Annotated in this window: 16 protein-coding genes, 1 tRNA gene and 3 other RNA genes; 8 read left to right on the forward strand and 12 right to left on the reverse strand. The window is 56.5% G+C overall.

From position 1 onward, the window contains the following. Nucleotides 1-42: 42 nt before the first annotated feature. From ACQUQP_RS01025 to ACQUQP_RS01040, 4 genes are all read right to left on the reverse strand, one after another. A complete protein-coding gene (locus ACQUQP_RS01025) occupies nt 43-2,130 on the reverse strand; it encodes a putative bifunctional diguanylate cyclase/phosphodiesterase (RefSeq protein ID WP_432696972.1) in 2,088 nt (695 codons plus the stop codon). Then, complete coding sequence (locus ACQUQP_RS01030; RefSeq protein ID WP_432696973.1) at nt 2,130-2,666, reverse strand: YfiR family protein; 537 nt, start codon at nt 2,664-2,666, stop codon at nt 2,130-2,132. Before ACQUQP_RS01030 ends, ACQUQP_RS01025 begins: the two co-directional genes overlap by 1 nt. Nucleotides 2,667-2,731: 65 nt before the next feature. Continuing rightward, nucleotides 2,732-4,609, reverse strand: a complete 1,878-nt coding sequence (locus ACQUQP_RS01035; RefSeq protein ID WP_432696974.1) for a TonB-dependent receptor — start codon at nt 4,607-4,609, stop codon at nt 2,732-2,734. Between the two features lie 539 nt (nt 4,610-5,148). Beyond that, nucleotides 5,149-5,376, reverse strand: coding sequence for a hypothetical protein (locus ACQUQP_RS01040; protein ID WP_432696975.1), 228 nt, complete (start codon nt 5,374-5,376; stop codon nt 5,149-5,151). Between the two features lie 178 nt (nt 5,377-5,554). Between ACQUQP_RS01040 and ACQUQP_RS01045 the strand changes: the two genes are divergently transcribed. Then, nucleotides 5,555-5,944: a patatin-like phospholipase family protein gene (locus ACQUQP_RS01045; protein WP_432696976.1), complete on the forward strand. Its 390-nt coding sequence runs from the start codon at nt 5,555-5,557 to the stop codon at nt 5,942-5,944. A gap of 19 nt (nt 5,945-5,963) precedes the next feature. Here ACQUQP_RS01045 and ACQUQP_RS01050 read toward each other — a convergent pair. The 5 genes from ACQUQP_RS01050 to ACQUQP_RS01070 form a co-directional block, all read right to left on the reverse strand. Continuing rightward, nucleotides 5,964-6,088: non-coding RNA, RtT sRNA (locus tag ACQUQP_RS01050), on the reverse strand. Nucleotides 6,089-6,140: 52 nt separating this feature from the next. After that, a non-coding RNA gene (locus ACQUQP_RS01055) (RtT sRNA) lies at nt 6,141-6,267 on the reverse strand. 52 nt (nt 6,268-6,319) lie between these two features. Next, a non-coding RNA gene (locus ACQUQP_RS01060) (RtT sRNA) lies at nt 6,320-6,444 on the reverse strand. Nucleotides 6,445-6,493: 49 nt separating this feature from the next. Further along, a tRNA-Arg gene (locus ACQUQP_RS01065) sits at nt 6,494-6,570 on the reverse strand. A gap of 304 nt (nt 6,571-6,874) precedes the next feature. Beyond that, nucleotides 6,875-7,756: a restriction endonuclease gene (locus tag ACQUQP_RS01070; protein WP_432696977.1), complete on the reverse strand. Its 882-nt coding sequence runs from the start codon at nt 7,754-7,756 to the stop codon at nt 6,875-6,877. A 557-nt stretch (nt 7,757-8,313) separates the two neighbouring features. Between ACQUQP_RS01070 and ACQUQP_RS01075 the strand changes: the two genes are divergently transcribed. Then, on the forward strand, nt 8,314-9,036 hold the full coding sequence (locus ACQUQP_RS01075) for a peptidase (RefSeq protein WP_432696978.1): 723 nt from the start codon (nt 8,314-8,316) through the stop codon (nt 9,034-9,036). 154 nt (nt 9,037-9,190) lie between these two features. Then, complete coding sequence (locus ACQUQP_RS01080) at nt 9,191-9,622, forward strand: c-type cytochrome (RefSeq protein WP_432696979.1); 432 nt, start codon at nt 9,191-9,193, stop codon at nt 9,620-9,622. Between the two features lie 73 nt (nt 9,623-9,695). Here ACQUQP_RS01080 and rep read toward each other — a convergent pair whose 3' ends face one another. Further along, nucleotides 9,696-11,711, reverse strand: coding sequence for a DNA helicase Rep (gene rep, locus ACQUQP_RS01085; protein WP_432696980.1), 2,016 nt, complete (start codon nt 11,709-11,711; stop codon nt 9,696-9,698). Nucleotides 11,712-12,019: 308 nt separating this feature from the next. Between rep and ACQUQP_RS01090 the strand changes: the two genes are divergently transcribed. After that, a complete protein-coding gene (locus ACQUQP_RS01090) occupies nt 12,020-13,729 on the forward strand; it encodes a putative bifunctional diguanylate cyclase/phosphodiesterase (RefSeq protein WP_432696981.1) in 1,710 nt (569 codons plus the stop codon). Between the two features lies 1 nt (nt 13,730). Here the strand turns inward: ACQUQP_RS01090 and ACQUQP_RS01095 are convergent, their stop codons facing one another. Both ACQUQP_RS01095 and ACQUQP_RS01100 read right to left on the reverse strand, forming a co-directional pair. Beyond that, nucleotides 13,731-15,236, reverse strand: coding sequence for a YifB family Mg chelatase-like AAA ATPase (locus ACQUQP_RS01095; RefSeq protein ID WP_432696982.1), 1,506 nt, complete (start codon nt 15,234-15,236; stop codon nt 13,731-13,733). Between the two features lie 34 nt (nt 15,237-15,270). Beyond that, on the reverse strand, nt 15,271-15,540 hold the full coding sequence (locus ACQUQP_RS01100; protein WP_432696983.1) for an accessory factor UbiK family protein: 270 nt from the start codon (nt 15,538-15,540) through the stop codon (nt 15,271-15,273). Between the two features lie 324 nt (nt 15,541-15,864). Here ACQUQP_RS01100 and glnK (ACQUQP_RS01105) point away from each other — a divergent pair, with 324 nt between their 5' ends. The 4 genes from glnK (ACQUQP_RS01105) to ACQUQP_RS01120 all read left to right on the forward strand — a co-directional run bounded on the left by glnK (ACQUQP_RS01105) (nt 15,865) and on the right by ACQUQP_RS01120 (nt 20,237). Further along, the gene (gene glnK, locus ACQUQP_RS01105; RefSeq protein ID WP_104004765.1) at nt 15,865-16,203 is read left to right on the forward strand and encodes a P-II family nitrogen regulator; all 339 of its coding nucleotides are present in this window, start codon (nt 15,865-15,867) and stop codon (nt 16,201-16,203) included. A gap of 52 nt (nt 16,204-16,255) precedes the next feature. Then, nucleotides 16,256-17,506 carry an ammonium transporter gene (locus ACQUQP_RS01110; protein WP_432696984.1) on the forward strand — a complete coding sequence of 417 codons (1,251 nt, stop codon included), beginning with the start codon at nt 16,256-16,258 and terminating at the stop codon, nt 17,504-17,506. Between the two features lie 177 nt (nt 17,507-17,683). After that, the gene (gene glnK, locus ACQUQP_RS01115; RefSeq protein ID WP_432696985.1) at nt 17,684-18,022 is read left to right on the forward strand and encodes a P-II family nitrogen regulator; all 339 of its coding nucleotides are present in this window, start codon (nt 17,684-17,686) and stop codon (nt 18,020-18,022) included. 139 nt (nt 18,023-18,161) lie between these two features. Then, entirely contained in the window at nt 18,162-20,237 is a 2,076-nt protein-coding gene (locus tag ACQUQP_RS01120; RefSeq protein ID WP_432696986.1) for a putative bifunctional diguanylate cyclase/phosphodiesterase, read from the forward strand. Nucleotides 20,238-20,336: the final 99 nt, after the last annotated feature.

Consider the following 20,336-nt stretch of genomic DNA (forward strand, 5'->3'; position numbering starts at 1 on the left):
GGGGTGAGCAAACAGGTGGCGTACAGAACAAGGTAGGGCCTTTTATTCCGCCAGCGAGACGCAACTGCCGCTGGCACTTTCCAGCCTTGTGGCTAGCTCGTCCAGCGGCATGGGCTTGCCGAACAGGAAACCCTGAATCTGGTCACAGCCGTGCAGACGCACAAACTCAAATTGCGCCTCGGTCTCCACTCCTTCAGCGATAACCTTCAGGTTAAGGTTGTGCGCCATATCGATAATCGTGCGTACGATCACCTCGTCATCGCTGTCGTTACCGATATCCTGGATAAACGAGCGATCAATCTTCAGTGTATTGATCGGTAGTTGTTTCAGGCGGCTTAACGAGGAGTACGCGATACCGAAATCGTCGATCGCCAAACTGACACCCAGGTCCCGAATCTTATTCAGGTACTCATGCAGGTGCTCTGCTTCAGAGGCAACAACCGCTTCGGTGACTTCGATCTCAAGCCGTGAGCCGGGAAAGCCCGTGCTTTTGAGCGCGAACTCGATGCGGTCACTCAGCCCCCGGTGCACGAAATGCGCCGGGGAAAAGTTAACCGCGAGAGTAATGGCCGGGAGATCCCGCTCAGCCAAGGTCATCAGATCCCTGCAGGCCCGCAACGTAACCCAGTCATCGATTTCCCCGATCAGGCCACACTCCTCCGCCAGCGGAATAAACTCCTCCGGTGAAATGAAGCCTTCTTCGGGGTCATACCAGCGCACCAGCGCCTCGACACCCACGAGCTGACGGGTTTGTGCACTGTATTTGGGTTGGTAATAGACCTGCAGCTGCTGCTCAGCGATGGCCGCGCGCAACATGTTCTCCAGCTGCATCCGCCGTTCCGAGCGACTGTTCATCTCACGGGAGTAGAAACTGAATCGATTGCGGCCCACATCTTTCGAGAAGTACATCGCCGTATCTGCATTCTTGAGCAGGGTGCCTGCGTCCGTCGAATCGTCCGGATAGATGCTGATACCGATACTGGTGGTCACACGCAGGCTGTAACTGTCTATCTCAACGGGCTGATTGATCACGCGGATCAGTTTCCCTGCCACTTCGACGGCGGCGTCGGGGCTGGTCTCTATCAGCAGTAAAGCGAACTCATCACCGCCCAGACGGGCCAGGGTATCGGAGGCGCGCAGTTGTCCCTTGAGCCGCTTCGCCAAGGTGATCAGCAACCGGTCACCGATGGCATGTCCGAGGGTATCGTTGACCGCTTTAAAGCGATCCAGATCCAGAAACATAACCGCCAGCTGATGACCTGCACGCCGGGCTATAGAGATACTTTTTTCCAGATCCCGGTCGAAGGTCATGCGGTTGGGCAGTCCCGTGAGCGCATCATGGAACGCCTGATGTTCAAACTGGCGTGTAAGTTCAAGCAGCTCATCGGTCCGCTCGCTCACCTTGGCTTCAAGCTCGGATTGTGCCTGCTGTAACTCCTGATCGCGTCGCTCAATCTCTCGCAGCATCGCGTTGAAATCATCTGCGAGCTCGCCAATTTCATCCCGTGAACCACACATCGCCCGCAGTTTGTAGTTTCGGGTTTCCGTGATCCGACGCGCGGTGACCGCCAGCTGAAGCACCGGTGCGGTAATCAGCCGTTGCGTAAGATTGGAAAGCCCCACGGCCACAAGTAGCGAAGTCATAAACAGTATGGCGACCAGGCTCAGACGCTCCAGCTGCAGCTTTTCGAAGCGCTTTGGCTCCAGCAGCAGCACGACCTGCCCGAGACGTTCAGCATCGAAAGTGACGGGGCGATTAACGTAAAAATAGCCCTGATAGCGCCCTTCCCCTCCCGGCGGCAAGGCCAGGTCCATGGCCAGCCCGTTCCGGGTATAACTGGCAAACAGCTCCTTGTTCTCGTCGAATAGCATCGACGCGATGATCTCTTCCTCTACCTGCAGCGTGGCAAGCGTTCGGGTTGCCGCCTGCTCATCGTCAAACAGCAATGCCGAAGCACTGCTGGCCCCGATCACATCGGCTTGAGCGCTCAAGCGATCCAAAATGTTACCGCGCAGACTGAACCAATCGTTTGCGGCGAATCCCAGGGTCGCGAGCGCCAGCACTGTGCTGCTGACCAGCACAAGGACGATGGTGAGTTTACGTTTCAAGGAGCGCCGACGTTTTGCCATCATCGTTCCTCAGATGCTTTTACGATATGCGCCAACTTCAGAAGCTCTGAACTCATGCTAAGCCCACGTTCCTCAAGTTCGCCGGGATTGACCTCGAAGCCGATACTGGTATCCCGTCTTACAAAGTTCATGATCACCCCAGGATAGGCAACGCCTTTGCTCCCCTTGGAGGTCAGGTCGGCAATCGTCAGAACGCTGGTCGCTTCGGGCTGCTCGCTCGACTCAGCAATAAAGTGATCGAGTTCGCTCTCAGGGATAAGCAGGACCCCACAACTTTCACTCTGCTCCAGGTTTTCGATCAGTTTTTTGACCAGAGGGCGCCCCATCACCCGTTTGTTCAAGATAATGTCGACACCAGGCCCCAACACATCTGCCCGGTAGTAGCAGAGCATGAAGTTGCGCTGCGACAGGGCCGCACTACCGCTCGGCCAGCCAACGAACTTGGCGATATTCAGGATAACGGCGGCTTTTACCTGACCGACCCTGTCACTCTCAGCGCCTGCATAAGCGCGCCCCTCACCAAACCCAGCGAGCATAACAACTAAGCCAGCTATCCCTAGCGCACGAGCGTTCTTAGTAAACAACTCTCGACCGGCCTTTATCAAAGCGACATATCCCAGCTCAGGCGCAGCCAAACCTCTCTTTCACTGCGCTCGCTACTGTATCGATTACCGAAATCCGCTGCCGGGTCATAGATACGTGTGTCAAACAGGTTATCTACCCCCACCGAATACGACCAACCCGGCGCCAGCTGACCATGCCCGTACAGGTTGGTAAGGGTGGAGCCGCCGCCATCGTCCGCACTGAAGCTGTTGTCGTCGTCCTGGGGCTGGTTATACACAAACGAAAGGCCCAGGGTATGGGACAGGTGGTAGCGGTAATCCATTTGCAGACTTGCAGTCCATGTCGAGAGATACGGCAAGTCATCGCTATCACTGACCGGGGCAATGTAGGCAAGCCCCGCCCTCATATTAATGCGATCGGTCGGCCGAATATTTAGCAGCGCCTCCATGCCGTTGAGGGTTACAACCTCATCGATGTTGGCGAAATATTCGTCCCTGTCATCCGGTGTTGGTGCTTCGAGAATAAAGTTGGTCAGCTCACTGCGATAGAGGTTTAGATTCAGGTTGGCGTTATCCCACTGGTAGAGATAACCCAGCTCCAACTGTTCGATCTCTTCCGGATCCAGCTGCGGCGGAACGAAGGTTGTACCCTCCATGACCTTCAGATATTCACGCAGCGTCGGTGTGCGAATGGCGGTACCGTATTGCAGCTTCCAGGTTTGCTCGCTGTCCGGTGAATAGGCCAGTGCAGACCGGTAGTTGAGGTGACCACCAAAGCGTTCGAAGTCATCATAACGCGCACCCAGCGTAAGGTTCAGATTGGGTGACAGCGACCAGACATCCTGAACGTAGAGGGCAAAATCATCGTTGCTGATACCGGGTGTTGAAAGCAGATCACCGGTTTCCGATGGCATCAGAAACCCATCCGAGTAGCTAAACCAGCGCTCGTAACGGGTGTTCTCGGCACTCTCATGCTCCCAGCTGCCTCCAACGGCCAGAACATGATCGCCAAAACGCTGGAATCCGGTCAGCTTCGCACCTGCCATCCAGGCATTCTGGTACTCTTCATAGCCCAGCGTATCGCGGATATTCTCGATCTCGTATTCCCGCGCCTTGTCCAGATGATAATACGCCGTGGCCTCGATGCGCCCGCCATCCAGATCGCCCTTTTCATATTTAGCCGATAGCACCAGGGACTCCGAATCCACATAGGCATCCTGGGTGTCGGGGATGTACAGGAACGGCGTTTTATCTTCGGCGTAACTCAGCGACAGGGTAAGTCCGGGCAGGGGCTTACCCTTGATCATCAGGTTGGAAAAATCTTCGTCCAACGGCTGGACCGTATCACCGCCGATGAAGCTTGCGCGGGAGTCTCGAAATGGCGCGTCCTGGTCAAGGTAGCTGCCAAACGCCTGAAACCTGGAGCTGTTGTAAAGCAGTGTACCTTTCGTACGGTCGTTATCAGCCACTTCCACCGAGGTGCTTATCGCAGGTTCGTCACTAAAGGCGCGAGTAGTGATCGAGATAATTCCGCTCAATGCATTGGCACCATAGAGGCTTGATGCCGGGCCAAGAATAACCTCGATCTTTTCCACCGACTCCAGCGGCAGATTATCGCCCAGCGAGAAATGTCCGTAGTACAGGTGGCGCATCCGGACGCCATCGACCATAAGCACCATTTTGTCGTTGTAACGATCCAGCATGCCCCGAGACCAGATCGACTGGTGGCGCTTACGATACTGGTTCAACTGCAATCCGGGCACCAGCGCGAGCAGGTCATCCAGTCGCCGCACACCAAAGCGGGTGAAGTCATTACGATCGAAGGTGTAAACGGTCCCCGGTGCCTTTCGGATCTCGGTGGGAAGCAGCGATGCAGAGGTAAATACTTCCAACGACATCAACTCTTTCAGTGACATCGTTGCCAGTTCGTCGTCCAGCTCAGTGGACGCATTTGCTACCGAAACACCTGAAATAAATGGACAAAAGACCGCAAACGCCACGGGAAGCAGCCATTTGGCAGGGGTAGAAGGGAGTGTTGGCTCAGTGCCACTGTGACATGTTCTGCGCATACATCCACGCAAGCTTTGATCCTTAGCCAAGGCGGCCTTCCCTCTTTCCTTCCAGCGCGCTAAAAACTGCATTGATAGCACGTTTTTTGCGCAGAAACATTGATACTAATGAGCTACGTATTCACCAATAACTTCAAACAGCCGTTGGTCTCATTAGCTTGCTTGTCAGGCGAAACCCAATCTACCAGACTAATTCGGGAAGACTACAAACAGTTTACATTTCTAACAGATTTACCCTTAACCGACGGCAGAATGGTTATATCAAAGAAAAGGAAGAGTAATTTCAGGGTATGAACACAAAACGAAGGGTGCGAGCAGCCCGCAGCAATATCCGCTAAGCCAGCCACCAATTGGTCTCGACGAAGCAGTATGGGAGAAAGGTGGCATCAGCCTCGAGTTCGATCCAGCTTGGAGACCTCTTCCGCTCCCTCGACCACCTCCGGCAGGGCACGCAGGATATGAATCATAGAGAATACGAACAGGCCGTGGTGGGCGCCGAGTCGATGCTCATCGAAGCGGTCCACAATCTCGTAACCTGAGGTTGCCAGCAACACTACACCAGCCAGCAGCCCAAGGTAGGGGTTCTCGGCAATCCGCCGCATCAGCTCAATCATCACGACTCCTTAGCCGCCATTTTGCGACGCAAAATTATTTGACCGAAAGACCCTGTCTTTCATTGGATTGATCCAATTGCAGCTTACATTATAGCTGGGTCTTAAGGACGCCTTATCTCAGGCAAACCTGTTTTTGCATGGCAGCAATCCGCTATCCAATACGGATAAGGCAAGCAAGATGTCAGGCAAGTTTACCGCGCCCGCTCTCCAAGGCGGAGGGGCACTCGGCGCTTTCGAGTTAAGTATCGTAAAGGCACTTTATGAGCAGGAAGGTTTTGCACCGGACGTGGTAACCGGAGTGCCGATCGGCGCGATTTCGGCATCGGTTCTGGTCGGTGCCAAAGCAGGCCCGGTCGAGGAACTGGCCAAGCTCTGCGACAGGCTCAGGATTCCCGGGCTGCCATTCACCCAGAAAAAACTGCAGTTTATGATGGCGATGCCCTGCAATCAGGCAATGAATATCCTCAACCTGAAACCAACGACATTATTAGAAGCCGGTTGGATTAAATACCAGGGGCAGGTCAGTAGCTCGGTTGGATGGATTAGCACTTACGAGTCGAATCAATAAGGTAGGGAAACAGGAAAAATGGCGCGCCTGGAGAGATGACTCGGCTTCCCCTCGCCCTTCGGGTCGTTGCCTGCGGCGACGCTGTCTCGCTTCGCTCGGCTCGAACCCCATCGGGGATTCTTACCCTGCAGGCGTACGGATGCTTTCTGAGCGTTAGTGCGAACTGGAAGATAAGGTGGAATCGGGAAAATGGTGCAGATGGAACTGGAGGGATTACTCGGCTGCGCCTCGCCCTTCGGGTCGTTGCCTACGGCAACGCTGTCTCGCTTCGCTCGGCCCGAACCCCCAATCGGGGATTCTCACCCTCCAGGCGTACGGATGCTTTCTGAGCTTTAGTGCGAACTGGAAGATAAGGTGTAGTCGGGAAAATGGAGCAGACGGAACTGGAGGGATTACTCGGCTTCGCCTCGCCCTTCGGGTCGTTGCCTACGGCAACGCTGTCTCGCTTCGCTCGGCTCGAACCCCATCGGGGATTCTCACCCTCCAGGCGTACGGACGCATTCCGAGCTTGGGCGGTATGCTGAAAGGGCTGAGATAATTTTGGAAAAATGGCGCGCCTGGAGGGATTCGAACCCCCGACCAACAGGATCGGAACCTGCTACTCTATCCAGCTGAGCTACAGGCGCGCATAGGAAGGTTTGCGGAGCGCAATGTTACCGATTCGACAGCGCTTTGCAAGCACTCCTTATGATCCAAGGGTCGGCGCTTAGTTCCCCTCCAGGCGTGCCATCACACCCGCGGCACACTCCGAAGTGACAGCGCTTATGAGATAAGTATTCCCGCAATGCTTTCCCTGAGTAGCACTATGACCGACAAGTGCCTTTCTTCACAGTTTGACCACTTAATAGCTGTGAACTGCTCCCCGATGGAACATCTACGAGCATCTGGCTAAAACGCCTACACATTGGATCCCGAGCCGCCCACAAAGACTTACTCAGTTAACGGCCTAACTCCACGGCATTTCGGATACCGAGAACAACCCCAAAACTCTTGGCCCGTATTTGCTCCTCTTCGAGCAATACGCTTTACCATGGTGGAACTGCACTTGGGGCAATATATAGTTTCGGACGCATTCTCCGTCGCTTTAAGATTATCTTCTGGAGCCGGCTGTCCTGCCTTGCGCAACATCTTGTCGAGCTTTTGCCCATCGATCAGACCAATAGCCTTTCCAGAAGCGAATGACCGAGCCTCTTCTGTAAAGTCTCCAGATGTAACGATGAATCCCCCTTTCGCACCACGATCAACCATGATGCCAAATAGCTCTCGGATCACAGCGACACCAACCCGCTGAGTCTTCCAGTGCTTACATTGCACCAGGTAGGTTTGTCCGTCTTTCTTAAGGTGAACATCCACCCCACCATCCGGCCCAATATCCCCACCGTCAATGACGCGATAGCCTGACTGCCGGAACGCCTCACCTACCAACAATTCAAACTGCTGCCAACTCATAGAATCTGAGGGCCTAGAGCGTCCTGCGCGCTCGTTGGAGCTGATGCCTTCATCGGGAGTCGAGATGTATTGCTTAGCCAGCTTTCGTCCTGTGAAGGCTTTAAAAGCCGAGATAGCTGCACCTAGCACAAGGGCCAACGGCACCAAATATTGGGCAGCCAAGAGCAGTGGGCGGAACATCAACGAAGTCATATTGGTTGGAAGAGCTGACCCAACCTGAGTCTGCATAGTCACTGGTTGCGAAGTGTAGTGATCAAGCACCAGGAAGATAATCAGCGCCAGCCCGAGGCTGAGCCAATACGGCAATTTGGAGGCTAGTTCAGTGAGGTCATCGAGGGGAGTGGAGCGGCGTTTCCGTGCCATTCAATACGTCCTTAAGCTGAAAATCCGGAAGCTGGAGGATATCAGTATCCAAGGCTTAGAGGAGCACTTCACCTATCTGAAACCGCTCTTTAAGCACTCGCCGCGCAGTGACATTAGCATCCGAGGAATAAAACAATCTGATTACAGCGTACTAAAGGATCGGTCAGAGATTCAGCAACCACCACGACTGAAACAGATGCGGTGACTGACAAGACCGGGATCTAGCTCCCTAAACAACGATCGATGACAGGGTGATGGAAATACCTTGGCCCTCAGACTATCTGGCTTGTTTTATAGGACCGACGAGGCATCACTTCGGGCTCTGGTCCGAGGGGTAATCTATGTGAGCTTAAGACTAATAAAAGAGCTGAGGAAAAGGATAACCCTGTGGGTTGCAGGCGCGCACCGCAAGCGCAGGCAGAGTGGCGACAGCAACTTTGCGGCAGTGTGCTTTGCAAGCGAGATTTACTTCTTCAGTACGGTAGACGGCCGCGTATTAGCGGCCCTACTATAGGCCTAACTTACTAAGCGCAACTCAACTACGGTGCCTGAGAGCGATGACCTACTGCGTGGCGATGCGACTGGCCGAAGGGCTGGTTTTTGTGGCGGACTCCCGCACCAATGCGGGTGTGGATAACATTTCAACCTTCCGCAAACTGTTCACCTTTGGTAATGGCCAGGACCATGCGCTGGTGCTACTCAGCGCGGGCAATCTGGCGACGACGCAGAGTATTGTCGAGCTGCTCAAGCGGCGTATCAATGAAGCGGAAGAAAACCTGATGACGCTGCCGTCGATGTACGACGAGGCGGCGTATATCGGCAAGCTGATGCGCGAGATTATCGAGCGCGATACCCACAATCAGCAGGGGCAGGGCGTGGACCTGGGCTGTTCGCTGCTGCTCGGTGGCCAGATTCGCGGTGAGGAGCCGCGTCTGTTCCTGATTTACCCCCAGGGCAACTTTATCGAAGCAAGCGTGGAAACGCCGTTCTTGCAGATCGGTGAGTTCAAGTACGGCAAGCCGATTCTCGATCGCATCATCGATTTCAACACACCGCTGGAAACCGCCATGACCTGTGGCCTGATCTCGATGGACTCGACCATCAAGAGTAACCTGACAGTGGATCTACCGGTTGATGTGCTGCTGTATAACAAGGACAGCTTCAGCCTGGAGCGCACCCGTCAGCTGGGCAGCGAAAACGAGGAGTTTCTGGCACTGCGCAAAGCCTGGGGCGAAGGGATCAAGGAACTGTTTAACCAGCTCCCACGTACCCAGCTTTAAGGCCTGGATCAGCCCGACTAAGGTCCGTCTTTTCGTAGGGACTTTTTTGCCGGTATAATCCCTGACCAGATTTTTGGTGCAGTCTTGTTCGTCTAGCCCGGAACAGCGCTTTGACAAGCTGCCAAAACCATTTCCTGACATAGAGGTTGTGACTGTGAACAAATTCGCTGCGAAAGCTGTTAAAGCACTCTGCGCACTGGGTCTGGGTTTTGCCCTGGCCAATTCCGTTCAGGCAGCTACCGATAACGAAGCTATTGCCGAACGTATCAAGCCGATCGGCAGCGTCTGCATCGAAGGTGACGAAAGCTGCGGTGGTGCTGCTGCAGCTCCGGTCGCGGCCGGTGGTGCTCGCTCTGGCGAAAGCATCTACACCGGCAAGTGCGCAGCCTGTCACGGCACTGGCGTACTGGGCGCACCGAAGTTCGGCACCGACGAAATGACCGCCCGTCTGGATGAGAAAGGCATGGAGACTCTGATGAACCACGCCCTCAACGGCTTCAACGCCATGCCGCCGAAAGGTACCTGTGCAGATTGTTCCGATGACGAGATCAAGTCTGCCATCGAGTACATGCTGTCCGGTTCCTGATTCTCAGGCGCAGCAACAACAAGGCCACCCTCGGGTGGCCTTGTTCGTTTTCGGGGTAATGAAATACGCCGGATCAGAGATCGTCGAACATCCCCTTCAGGCTGTTGAGCGTGGCATTACCGCGTTTGCGGTTCTGCTCCGGGCTGGCCTGTCCCAGTCCTTCCACCTCCAGATCATCGCCCGGTAGCTCCTCAAGAAAACGGCTGGGGGCGCACTCCACCTCTTCGCCGAACTGGCGGCGTTTCTTGGCCAGTGTCATGGTCAGCGTCTGTTTCGCGCGGGTGATACCCACATAGGCGAGACGGCGTTCCTCTTCGATGGTATCCATCTCAATGCTGTTACGGTGCGGTAGCAGCTCCTCCTCCATGCCCATCAGGAAGACATGGGGAAACTCCAGCCCCTTGCTCGCGTGCAGGGTCAGCAGCTGGACCCGGTCGGAGTCATCTTCCTCTTCCTGCCGGTCCATCAGGTCGAGCAGGATAAGACGCGCTATCGCCTCTTCAATGCCTGCATCCGGATCCTCTTCCTGCAGCCGCTCCAGGGTTGAACGCAGGGAATCGACCAGGAACCAGACATTCTGAATGCGCTTGTCGGCGACGCCGTCGCTGGAGCTGTTCTGGCGGATCCAGTCCTCATACTCGATCTCGTAGATCAGATCACGAATGGCGGCAATCGGGTCGCCACGGCTGCAGTTTTCATACATCCGCTGCAACAGGTCACAGAACCGGCGCAGCCTTTCGACGGCCTTCTCCGGCAACACCTGCTCCACCCCGATTTCATCGCAGGCATCGAACAGGCTGACGTTACGCTCCGAGGCATACTGCCCCAGTTTTTCCAGCGTCGACGGCCCGATCTCGCGGCGCGGCAGGTTAACGATGCGCAGGAAGGCGTTGTCATCCTCACGGTTGACCAGCACCTTAAGGTAGCACATCAGGTCCTTGATCTCGGCGCGGGCAAAAAAGGAGGTGCCGCCATTGATCTTGTAGGGTACCTGGTAGCTCTGCAGCTTCACTTCCAGGATACGGGACTGAAAGTTGCCGCGATAAAGCACAGCGAAATCGCGAAACGGGATCTTCTCGCGCAGGTGGCGGTCGAGGATTTCGGTGGCGATACGGTCGCACTCCGCATCCTCATTACGGGTGTGGATAACCCGGATCGGCTCGCCATAGCCCATCTCGCTCCACAGGGTTTTGTCGAACACATGGGGGTTATTGGCGATCAGGGTGTTGGCCGATTTCAGGATGCGGCTGGTGGAGCGGTAGTTCTGCTCCAGCTTGACCACTTTGAGGCTCGGGAAATCTTCCTGCAGCTGGGCCAGGTTCTCCGGCCTGGCACCGCGCCAGGCGTAGATCGACTGGTCATCATCACCCACCACGGTCAGCGCGGCGCGATGACCCACCAACTGGCGCACCAGGCGATACTGCGACAGGTTGGTATCCTGATACTCGTCCACCAGCAGGTAACGGATGCGGTGCTGCCAGCGTTCAAGGACATCCGGTTTCTCGGTAAACAGGCGCACCGGCACCAGGATCAGATCATCGAAATCGACCGCATTGTAGGCACGCAGGTGCCGGTTGTAGGCCTCGTAGGCGCGAGCCGCCAGAATCTCATGCGGCCCCTGGGCGATTTCCAGTGCCTGCTGCGGCTCGACCATATCGTTTTTCCAGGTCGAGATCTGATGCTGCACCATCTGCACATGATCGGCATCTTCGTCGTGATGCAGCAGCAGGTCGCGCAGCAGCGCCTTGCTGTCCTGATCATCAAAGATGGAAAAACCGGGTTTGAAACCGAGCGCCTTATGCTCCCGGCGGATGATGTTCAACCCCAGGTTATGAAAGGTGGAGACGGTGAGACCTCGGCTCGCTTTCCCCTGGATCAGGTTGCCCACACGCTCTTTCATCTCGCGGGCCGCCTTGTTGGTAAAGGTCACCGCGGCGATGTAACGGGCTTCGATACCACAGCTCTGAACCAGGTAGGCAATCTTGCGTGTAATCACGCTGGTTTTGCCCGACCCCGCACCGGCGAGCACGAGTAACGGGCCACCTATATAGTGGACGGCCTCCTGCTGACGGGGGTTCAGTTTGCTCATGACACCTCAATAAAAACTAAATGTTCTGGATTCGCGGCCGAAGACCCTTAAGGAACCTGCAAAAAAATGGCGGTATATTCAGACATTACGCCATAATCAATTGCAGTGTTCTCAGGAGCCGCCTCATGTATCATCCGGGACGGATTATCCTAAGAGACTGATTAAGAACGATTTAAACAGTTGTTTTAAGCCTGATTTGTACGTGTTAATCTGGCAAGCCCCTTGCGGGCCCGCCATTATCGCACGAGAGTGGCAAAACTCAGAGCACTCTGGCGCCGTACCTATCGCAGTTTCAGAAGGACCGGCAGATGCTGGCATATGACCAGGCAATACAAGACGGTGATAACGAGCAGCAGCTCCTGTTGCTGCTGGATCCGACAGCACGGCTGAAGCCGCTGCTGCAATCGGTGCTGACACCGGCGGATGGCTTCCATCTCCAGAGTGCCGACCCGGAGGATATCGAAAAGAAGTTGACCGGCGGAGCGCTGCTGCTCTGCTATACCAACGACAGACCCGCCCTCCAGGCCTTGATCAAGCGGATCCAGCTGGCCCATCCCGGCACGCCGATCATCGTTTTCAATGACCACCTGACCGAAGCTGATCCCGCTCTGCTGGTGCGCCAGCCGTTGATCGACCAGCTCAGCCTGAAACAGCTTAACCGTGAGCTGCTGCTGCGCTCGCTGCGCTACGCCCAGTGCACCCGCCGCAACCAGGATGCCCTGGCACAACTGAAGATTACCGATCCGCTGACCGGTGTAGGTAACCGCCAGTATTTTTATCAGGCCCTGGTTAATGATCTGCAGGAACAGCAGCAGCTGGCCCTGATCACCGTCGACTTCGACGGTTTCAGCCGTTTTAACAACGAATACGGCCACGATGCCGGTGATGAAGTTGTGCTGGAACTGAGTCGCCGCCTGCGCAGCTTCAGTGATATCCGCCACATCTCCCGCATCGGCAGTGACGAGTTCGCCTTTGTCCTGCCGGTGGATTCGCTTGATGTCATCGAACATCGCACCAAGGCACTGCTGGGCAATCTCGTCGCGACACTGATGCCGGCCTACAATATCGGCGACGGCGAAAAAGCGCTCAGCTGCAGTATCGGCATCGCCTATGCGCCGCAGCACAGCAACGAATTCGATACCCTGATCAAGCAGTCCGGCCTGGCGCGGATCCGCGCCAAAGAGAAGGGCGGACTCAGCTACGCCATCTACGATGCCCGCCTGGATCGCAGCGAGACCGAAGATATCACCCTCGAGCCGGAGCTCTGGCGCGCGCTGCAGAATGAGGAGTTCGTGCTCTACTACCAGCCACGGATCGACCTGCGTACCGGCTGTATCACCGGTGCCGAGGCGCTGATTCGCTGGGATCACCCGGTGCACGGACTGATCGCCCCAGACGCGTTCATTCCCGCCTGTGAAAAGTCAGGCCTGATCGTGCCGATAGGTTACTGGGTTATTCAACGCGCCGGCCGCGATATGAAACTGATCCGCGACGCCGGTCTGCACGGTCATATCGGCGTGAACCTGTCGTTCCGCCAGTTCCAGGACACCTACCTGGCACGCACCATCGAGCGTCTGATCGAGCAGTTTGATATCGACACCTCGATGCTGGAGTTCGAGCTCACCGAAACCGCCCTGTTCAGTGACGAGATGCACGTCAAGGAATGCATCAAGACACTCAGTGCTCACGGTATCGCGTTTTCTCTGGATGACTTCGGCACCGGCTACTCGTCGTTCTCGCTGCTGCAGAAGCTGCCGATCACCACGCTGAAAATCGACAAGAGCTTTATCGCCGGCGTCCCCGGCAACGCCGATGACGAGGAGATCGTCCGTGCCATCGTCACCCTCGCCCACAACCTGCAGAAAAGCGTGATCGCCGAGGGCGTGGAGACCAAGAACCAGCTGGAGTTCCTGATCAAGCAGGACTGCGACCAGGTACAGGGCTACTTCTTCAGCCCGCCGGTAAGCCTTGATGTGTTCCTCAAGATGCTGGGTGCCAACCAGATGCAGAGCGGCTGAGTCAGACCTCGACCAGCTTTCCCCGGTACGCCAGCGCCTCCAGCAGGTATTCGCTGGTGATAGCCGCATCCCCGGCCAGATCCGCCAGGGTCCTCGCAACCCGCAGCAAGCGATGACAGGCCCGCGCCGACACATGGTGGCGCACCATTACCTGTTCCAGCAGCCTGCGTGCCTCCTCCGGCAACGCACAGTGCTGATCCAGCTCAGCTGACGCCAGATCCCGGTTAACCTTGCCCTGGCGCGCCAGCTGCCTCTCCCGCGCCTCCAGCACCCGCTCACGCACCGCGGCACTGGACTCTCCCGGCCGGGCCGGGCGCAGCAGTTCCTCGGGACTCAGTGCCGGCACATGCAGCTGCAGATCGATGCGATCCAGCAGCGGGCCGGAGATCCTCTGTTGATAGCGCTTTATCTGGTCGGGAGTGCACTGGCAGCGGTCGGTACCATCACCGAAATAGCCGCAGGGACAGGGATTCATCGCCGCCACCAGCTGGAAACGCGCCGGATAGTGGGTGGAGCGCGCCGCCCGGGAGATCAGAATCTCGCCGCTTTCCATCGGCTCCCGCATCACCTCCAGCACCCGACGCGGAAATTCAGGCAGCTCATCGAGAAACAGCACGCCCTGGTGCGCCAGGGAGATCTCCCCCGGTCGCGGTCGCCCGCCACCACCGACCAGTGCGACCGCGGAGGCGGTATGATGCGGCCCGCGGAAGGGCCGGATACCGGCGCAGGCGGTTTCCACGGGCAACCCGGCCACCGAATGGATAGCAGCAACACTGAGCGCTTCATCCCGTTTCATCGGTGGCAGCAGACCGGGCAGGCGCGATGCCAGCATGCTTTTACCGCTACCTGGTGGTCCGCTGAACAACAGATTGTGAGCGCCCGCTGCCGCCACCTCCAGCGCCCTGCGCGCCTGCAGCTGGCCGCGCACATCGGCAAGATCGGGCACATCCGGCGTCACCGGGGGCAGTTTAGCTTCCAGTCGCAGCGGCGGTACCTCGTCGCCGCCGAGCTGTGCGGTCAGCGCCAACAGGTGCTCAGTGGCCAGGACCTGCACCTGTCCGGTCATCAGCGCCTCTTCGGCATTGGCCGCAGGTACGATCAGTTTTCGTCCGGCCTCGGCACAGGCCACCGCTGCAGGCAGCACACCGGTAACCGGACGCACCGCGCCCGAGAGCGCCAGCTCGCCCACTACCTCAAACTGATCGAGCCAGTCACTTTTCAGCTGGCCGGAGGCCTGGAGGATACCCAGCGCGATCGCCAGATCGTAGCGACCGCCCTCTTTCGGCAGATCGGCCGGGGCAAGATTGATGGTGATACGACGCTGCGGAAAATCGAAGCCGGCGGTAATCAGCGCACTGCGCACCCGCTCGCGGGATTCCTTAACCGCCGTTTCCGGCAAGCCAACGATGGAGAGTGACGGCAGACCGCCGGAGAGATGAACTTCCACGGCAACAGACGGCGCTTCGACGCCGAGCTGTGCCCGGGTGTAAATAATGGATAAAGACATGACACCTTCCCTGGGTCATGGGGCGAAGCTCAGATCACTCCGCCGGATTGTCGTTGCCTGACTGTTTTTCCTGCTCAAGCTCGGCGATGCGCTTTTCCAGCTTCTCAACCAGCTCGCGGGTACGTGCCAGAACAGCGCTCTGAGCGTCAAACTCGTCGCGCGTGACCAGATCCAGGCGTGAGAACGTCCCCTGAACGATGGTACGCACCTGCTGCTGCAGCTCTTTTTGCCCCGGCAGCTCGCGGGTCCCTTCAAACAATTGCCCCAGCTGCGCATTGAGGCCGTCGATCAGTTTCTGATGCATCGGGAATCAACCCTACCTTTGAGTGGTTTAATCATGCCGTCACTATAACCTGCGAAACCCTCCCCTGTCAGGCATGGTGCAATGGCGTGAGCTATCATGCACCAGAAGAATGCACGCACAAAAAGGGTGCACAGAAATCGACCAGATTTTTTCAACCTGCACCTTAAAAGCTCCGTTTTGTTTTGGGTCTTTGCCGATAATTAATTGTTTATTATGAATTTTTTCTTAGTGGCACAGATCTAGCTTAATTGGACCACAACCGAGGCGTGCAACGCCCCTAAGCAGCGCACACCTTGTTACATATATTCCAAGGGGGATTCAGAAATGAAGCTGATTTCAGCAATCATCAAACCGTTCAAGCTGGATGATGTACGTGAAGCGCTCTCCGACATCGGTGTCCAGGGCATCACGGTGACCGAGGTCAAAGGTTTCGGACGTCAGAAAGGCCACACGGAGCTCTACCGTGGTGCTGAATACGTCGTCGACTTTCTGCCGAAGGTGCGCATCGATGCGGCCGTAGCAGACGATATCGTCGACCAGGTACTCGAAGCGATCAGCAAAGCCGCTCAGACCGGCAAGATCGGTGATGGCAAGGTGTTTGTCATGCCGCTCGAAGAGGTCGTACGTATCCGTACCGGCGAAACCGGTCACGACGCGCTCTGATCGATCCATTAACTGTTTACGATGTTGTACGGCCTGATGGAGGGCTAAACAGATGGAAGAACTTCTTAATTCAACAGCCGGGGACGTGACCCAGCTGAAATATGCACTGGATACCTTCTACTTCCTGGTATGCGGTGCCTTGGTTATGTGGATGGCCGCTGGCTTCGCCATGCTTGAGGCCGGTCTGGTCCGCGCCAAGAACACCACTGAAATCCTGCTGAAGAACATGTCCCTGTTCGCGATCGCCTGCATCATGTACTTCGTATCAGGCTACGCCATCATGTACGGCGGCGAATACTTCCTGACCGGCATCACTGGCGACGGTGTTGCTGATGACTGGACTTATGCTCCCTCTGCAGACTTCTTCTTCCAGGTTGTATTCGTTGCAACCGCCATGTCCATCGTATCCGGCGCCGTTGCCGAGCGCATGAAGCTGTGGGCTTTCCTGCTGTTCGCCGTCGTCATGACCGGCTTCATCTACCCGATGGAAGGCGCCTGGACCTGGGGCGGCAACGCTGTCTTCGGCATGTACACCCTGGGCGATCTGGGCTTCTCTGACTTCGCCGGCTCCGGCATCGTACACATGGCTGGTGCTTCTGCTGCCCTGGCTGGTGTGCTGGTACTGGGCGCTCGTAAAGGCAAATACGGCCGCAATGGCGAAATCAACGCTATTCCGGGTTGTAACCTGCCGATGGCTACCCTGGGTGCCTTCATCCTGTGGCTGGGCTGGTTCGGCTTCAACGGTGGTTCCGTTCTGGCGACTTCCGATGTTGAAAACTCCAACGCCGTTGCCGTTGTCTTCATGAACACCAACGCTGCCGCTGCCGGTGGTGTGGTTGCCGCCATGATCGTTGCCCGCATCCTGTTCGGTAAAGCGGACCTGACCATGGCCCTGAACGGCGCTCTGGCCGGTCTGGTTGCGATCACTGCTGAGCCGTCTACCCCGACTCCGCTGCAGGCTACCATCTTCGGTGCTCTGGGTGGCGTACTGGTTGTGTTCTCCATCATCACCCTGGACAAGCTGAAGATCGATGATCCTGTCGGTGCGATCTCCGTGCACGGTGTTGTTGGTCTGCTCGGCCTGCTGCTGGTACCGGTTACCAACGATGGCTCCAGCTTCTCCGGCCAGATCATCGGCGCGCTGACCATCTTCCTGTGGGTCTTCGTTGTCAGCCTGATCGTATGGCTGATCATCAAAGCCGTCATGGGCATCCGCGTCAGCGAAGAGGAAGAGTACGAAGGTGTCGACCTCTCCGAATGTGGTATGGAAGCTTATCCTGAGTTCGCATCCAGCAAGAACTGATGCCAGATAACTGAACCCGAAAAGGGAGTCCGAAAGGGCTCCCTTTTTTGCGTTTCCGGCCCGGCCCGCTGATATGCGAAAGCCGGTTATTGTAGGTATACTGAATTATTCGGTAGTTACCGGACTGGAGTCCGGGCACTTTATTGGTGCACCCAATGATTAACTAGGAGTTAGACGATGAAACTGGTCTCAGCGGTAATCAAGCCGTTCAAACTTGATGATGTGCGCGAAGCTTTGTCGGATATCGGCATTCAGGGTGTCACGGTCACCGAAGTTAAAGGTTTCGGTCGTCAGAAAGGCCATACTGAGCTCTATCGTGGGGCCGAATATGTGGTCGATTTCCTCCCCAAGGTAAAAATCGAGATTGCCGTGGATGACCCCATGGTCGACCAGGTGATCGAGGCGATCAGCAAAACCGCCAATACCGGCAAGATTGGCGACGGTAAAATCTTCGTATCTCCGCTGGAACAGGTTATCCGTATCCGTACCGGCGAAAGCGGTTCAGACGCTCTCTGAGCGTCCTGACCGCCGGGCCCCGGCAGGGGCTCCGATTACCGCAAACGGTTAATTTCGTTACGGTATTTTTGTTGCACTTTGATGACTCTTTGTTAGGATTGGGGCTCAATCTTTCAGCAAGCAGCAATGAGAGTATCAAGTGGCAAACGTACCTGAGCAAGGCACTGTTTGCGCTGAAGCAGAGGCGGCGCTGCAGAGCCTGCAATCGTCTCCGCTGGGCGCCTGTATCCTCGACGTCCATGGGCGATGCCAGGGCAGTAACCCGGCACTGACCTCCCTCATTTCACTGTCACCATCCCTCCCCCAGACGCACGATTTCTTTCTACACAGCGCCTCCGCCAACCAGCTTCTTAGCCAACTGAACGTTCTTTTTAGCGGTACTCAAGCCAGCTTTTCTCTCAACCAATACCGCCTTTACGGTGATGAATCCCTTGATCTGCAACTGCATGCCTCCGCGATCCACAATCAGCAGGGAGAGGTCTGCGCCGCACTGGTACTTGTTCAGGACGACCGTATACACAGGAAGCGTGAGCTGGAGCTCAAGCAGTTTTCCAACGCCGTGGAGAACAGTGGCAGCGCAGTCGTCATCACCGATGCCCGCGGGCATATCGAGTATATAAACCCGCGCTTTAGCGATATCACCGGCTACGACCTCTACGAGGTGATCGGACGCAAACCCTCTTTCCTCAAATCCGGTAATACACCCGACGAGGTCTACGCCAACCTCTGGGGGACGGTTCTGAGTCACCGCAAATGGCGCGGCACCCTGCATAACCGCCGGAAAGACGGGCTGCTTTACTGGAGTTTCCAGTCGATCTCTCCGATCGTGGATGAGGATGGCAAACTCACCAATATCGTCTCGGTCAGCGACGATATAACCCAGTTGAAAGAGCATCAGCAGCAGATGGAACGCCTGGCGTTCTTCGACCCCCTGACCGACCTGGGCAATCGACGCCATTTCCGGGATCAGCTCGAGGAGCTGATCGGCAGTCCCGGCGACAAGCTGAACGCGTTGCTGCTGCTCGATCTGGACCATTTCAAGAAGATCAACGACACCATGGGTCATGAGGCGGGCGATACACTGCTGCGTACAGTCGCCAATCGCCTGCGCTTCTGCATCAACACGCCCCATACCGTCTTCCGTCTGGGCGGTGACGAGTTTGCCGTGCTGCTGCGCAACCTCAGCTCCCTAGACGTCATTCGGCGCTACTGTGACGATATCATCGAGCTCCTGGCCCAGCCGCTCGATATCCGCATGCACCAGGTCAGAGTCACCGTCAGCGTCGGTATTACGCTGGTCGGAATCGATGCCATGGACGTCAGTGGCCTGCTGCGAAACGGCGATCTGGCGATGTACCGGGCCAAACATGTGGGCCGCAACACCTACCAGTTCTACACCGCCGAAATGAACGCCGCTGCTCACCGGGCGATGACACTGGAACATGACCTGCGCCGGGCGCTGGACCGCAACGAACTGGAGCTGGTCTACCAGCCCCAGATCGATCTGCAGAGCGGTGAGATGATCGGGATGGAAGCGTTGATGCGCTGGTACCACCCCACGGAAGGCGCTATCTCACCGGCCGAATTCATCCCCATGGCTGAAGAGACCGGCCTTATCATTCAGATGGGACGCTGGGCGCTCTGGCAGGCCTGCCGTGATGGCTGCAGGGTACGCCATCAGCTGCAGCGGGATATCCATATCGCCGTCAACATTTCCGCACGTCAGTTTGACGATCAGGGGCTGGCGTCCTGCATCGAATCGGTACTGGCTGACACCGGACTGCCTCCCCATGCCCTGGAGCTTGAGATTACCGAGGGACTGATGATGGAGGACTACCGCCATTCGCTGACACTGCTGCAGAAGCTGAGAGGCCTCGGCATCAGCCTGGCCATCGACGACTTCGGCACCGGTTACTCCTCGCTGAGCTATCTTAAGAAGATGCCGGTACAGGTGCTCAAGATCGACCGCTCTTTCGTGCAGGGGCTGCCAGAGGATCGTGACGACCTGGCCATCACCTCAACGATCATCCTGATGGCACGCCAACTGGGCCTGCAGGTACTGGCCGAGGGCATAGAAAGCGAAGAACAGCGCCAGTATCTGGTCGCATCCGGCTGTCGCATGGGACAGGGCTTCCTGTTCGATCGTCCACAGCCCGTTCAGGCTGTCATCGAACGCTATAGTCACGAACCTGCCGGCCAACTCCAGCCCCAATAACCTTCGCAGCATTTATCCACAGGCCAGAAGAATCTCGCAACAAATATAATTACTTGTTAAATAACAGTTATTTTTAATAATGCCTGCGATTTCCATAAA

The organism is Marinobacterium sp. YM272, assembly GCF_050908845.1.
In the GTDB taxonomy this organism is placed as follows: domain Bacteria; phylum Pseudomonadota; class Gammaproteobacteria; order Pseudomonadales; family Balneatricaceae; genus Marinobacterium_D.

Coding starts and splice junctions, on each gene's coding strand:
- ACQUQP_RS01090 (WP_432696981.1), top strand. CDS start 12,020: ATGCTGGCATATGACCAGGCAATACAAGACGGTGATAACGAGCAGCAG.
- ACQUQP_RS01030 (WP_432696973.1), bottom strand. CDS start 2,666: ATGCTCGCTGGGTTTGGTGAGGGGCGCGCTTATGCAGGCGCTGAGAGT.
- ACQUQP_RS01095 (WP_432696982.1), bottom strand. CDS start 15,236: ATGTCTTTATCCATTATTTACACCCGGGCACAGCTCGGCGTCGAAGCG.
- ACQUQP_RS01100 (WP_432696983.1), bottom strand. CDS start 15,540: ATGCATCAGAAACTGATCGACGGCCTCAATGCGCAGCTGGGGCAATTG.
- glnK (WP_432696985.1), top strand. CDS start 17,684: ATGAAACTGGTCTCAGCGGTAATCAAGCCGTTCAAACTTGATGATGTG.
- ACQUQP_RS01045 (WP_432696976.1), top strand. CDS start 5,555: ATGTCAGGCAAGTTTACCGCGCCCGCTCTCCAAGGCGGAGGGGCACTC.
- rep (WP_432696980.1), bottom strand. CDS start 11,711: ATGAGCAAACTGAACCCCCGTCAGCAGGAGGCCGTCCACTATATAGGT.
- ACQUQP_RS01110 (WP_432696984.1), top strand. CDS start 16,256: ATGGAAGAACTTCTTAATTCAACAGCCGGGGACGTGACCCAGCTGAAA.
- ACQUQP_RS01075 (WP_432696978.1), top strand. CDS start 8,314: ATGACCTACTGCGTGGCGATGCGACTGGCCGAAGGGCTGGTTTTTGTG.
- ACQUQP_RS01070 (WP_432696977.1), bottom strand. CDS start 7,756: ATGGCACGGAAACGCCGCTCCACTCCCCTCGATGACCTCACTGAACTA.
- glnK (WP_104004765.1), top strand. CDS start 15,865: ATGAAGCTGATTTCAGCAATCATCAAACCGTTCAAGCTGGATGATGTA.
- ACQUQP_RS01035 (WP_432696974.1), bottom strand. CDS start 4,609: ATGTCACTGAAAGAGTTGATGTCGTTGGAAGTATTTACCTCTGCATCG.
- ACQUQP_RS01040 (WP_432696975.1), bottom strand. CDS start 5,376: ATGATTGAGCTGATGCGGCGGATTGCCGAGAACCCCTACCTTGGGCTG.
- ACQUQP_RS01025 (WP_432696972.1), bottom strand. CDS start 2,130: ATGGCAAAACGTCGGCGCTCCTTGAAACGTAAACTCACCATCGTCCTT.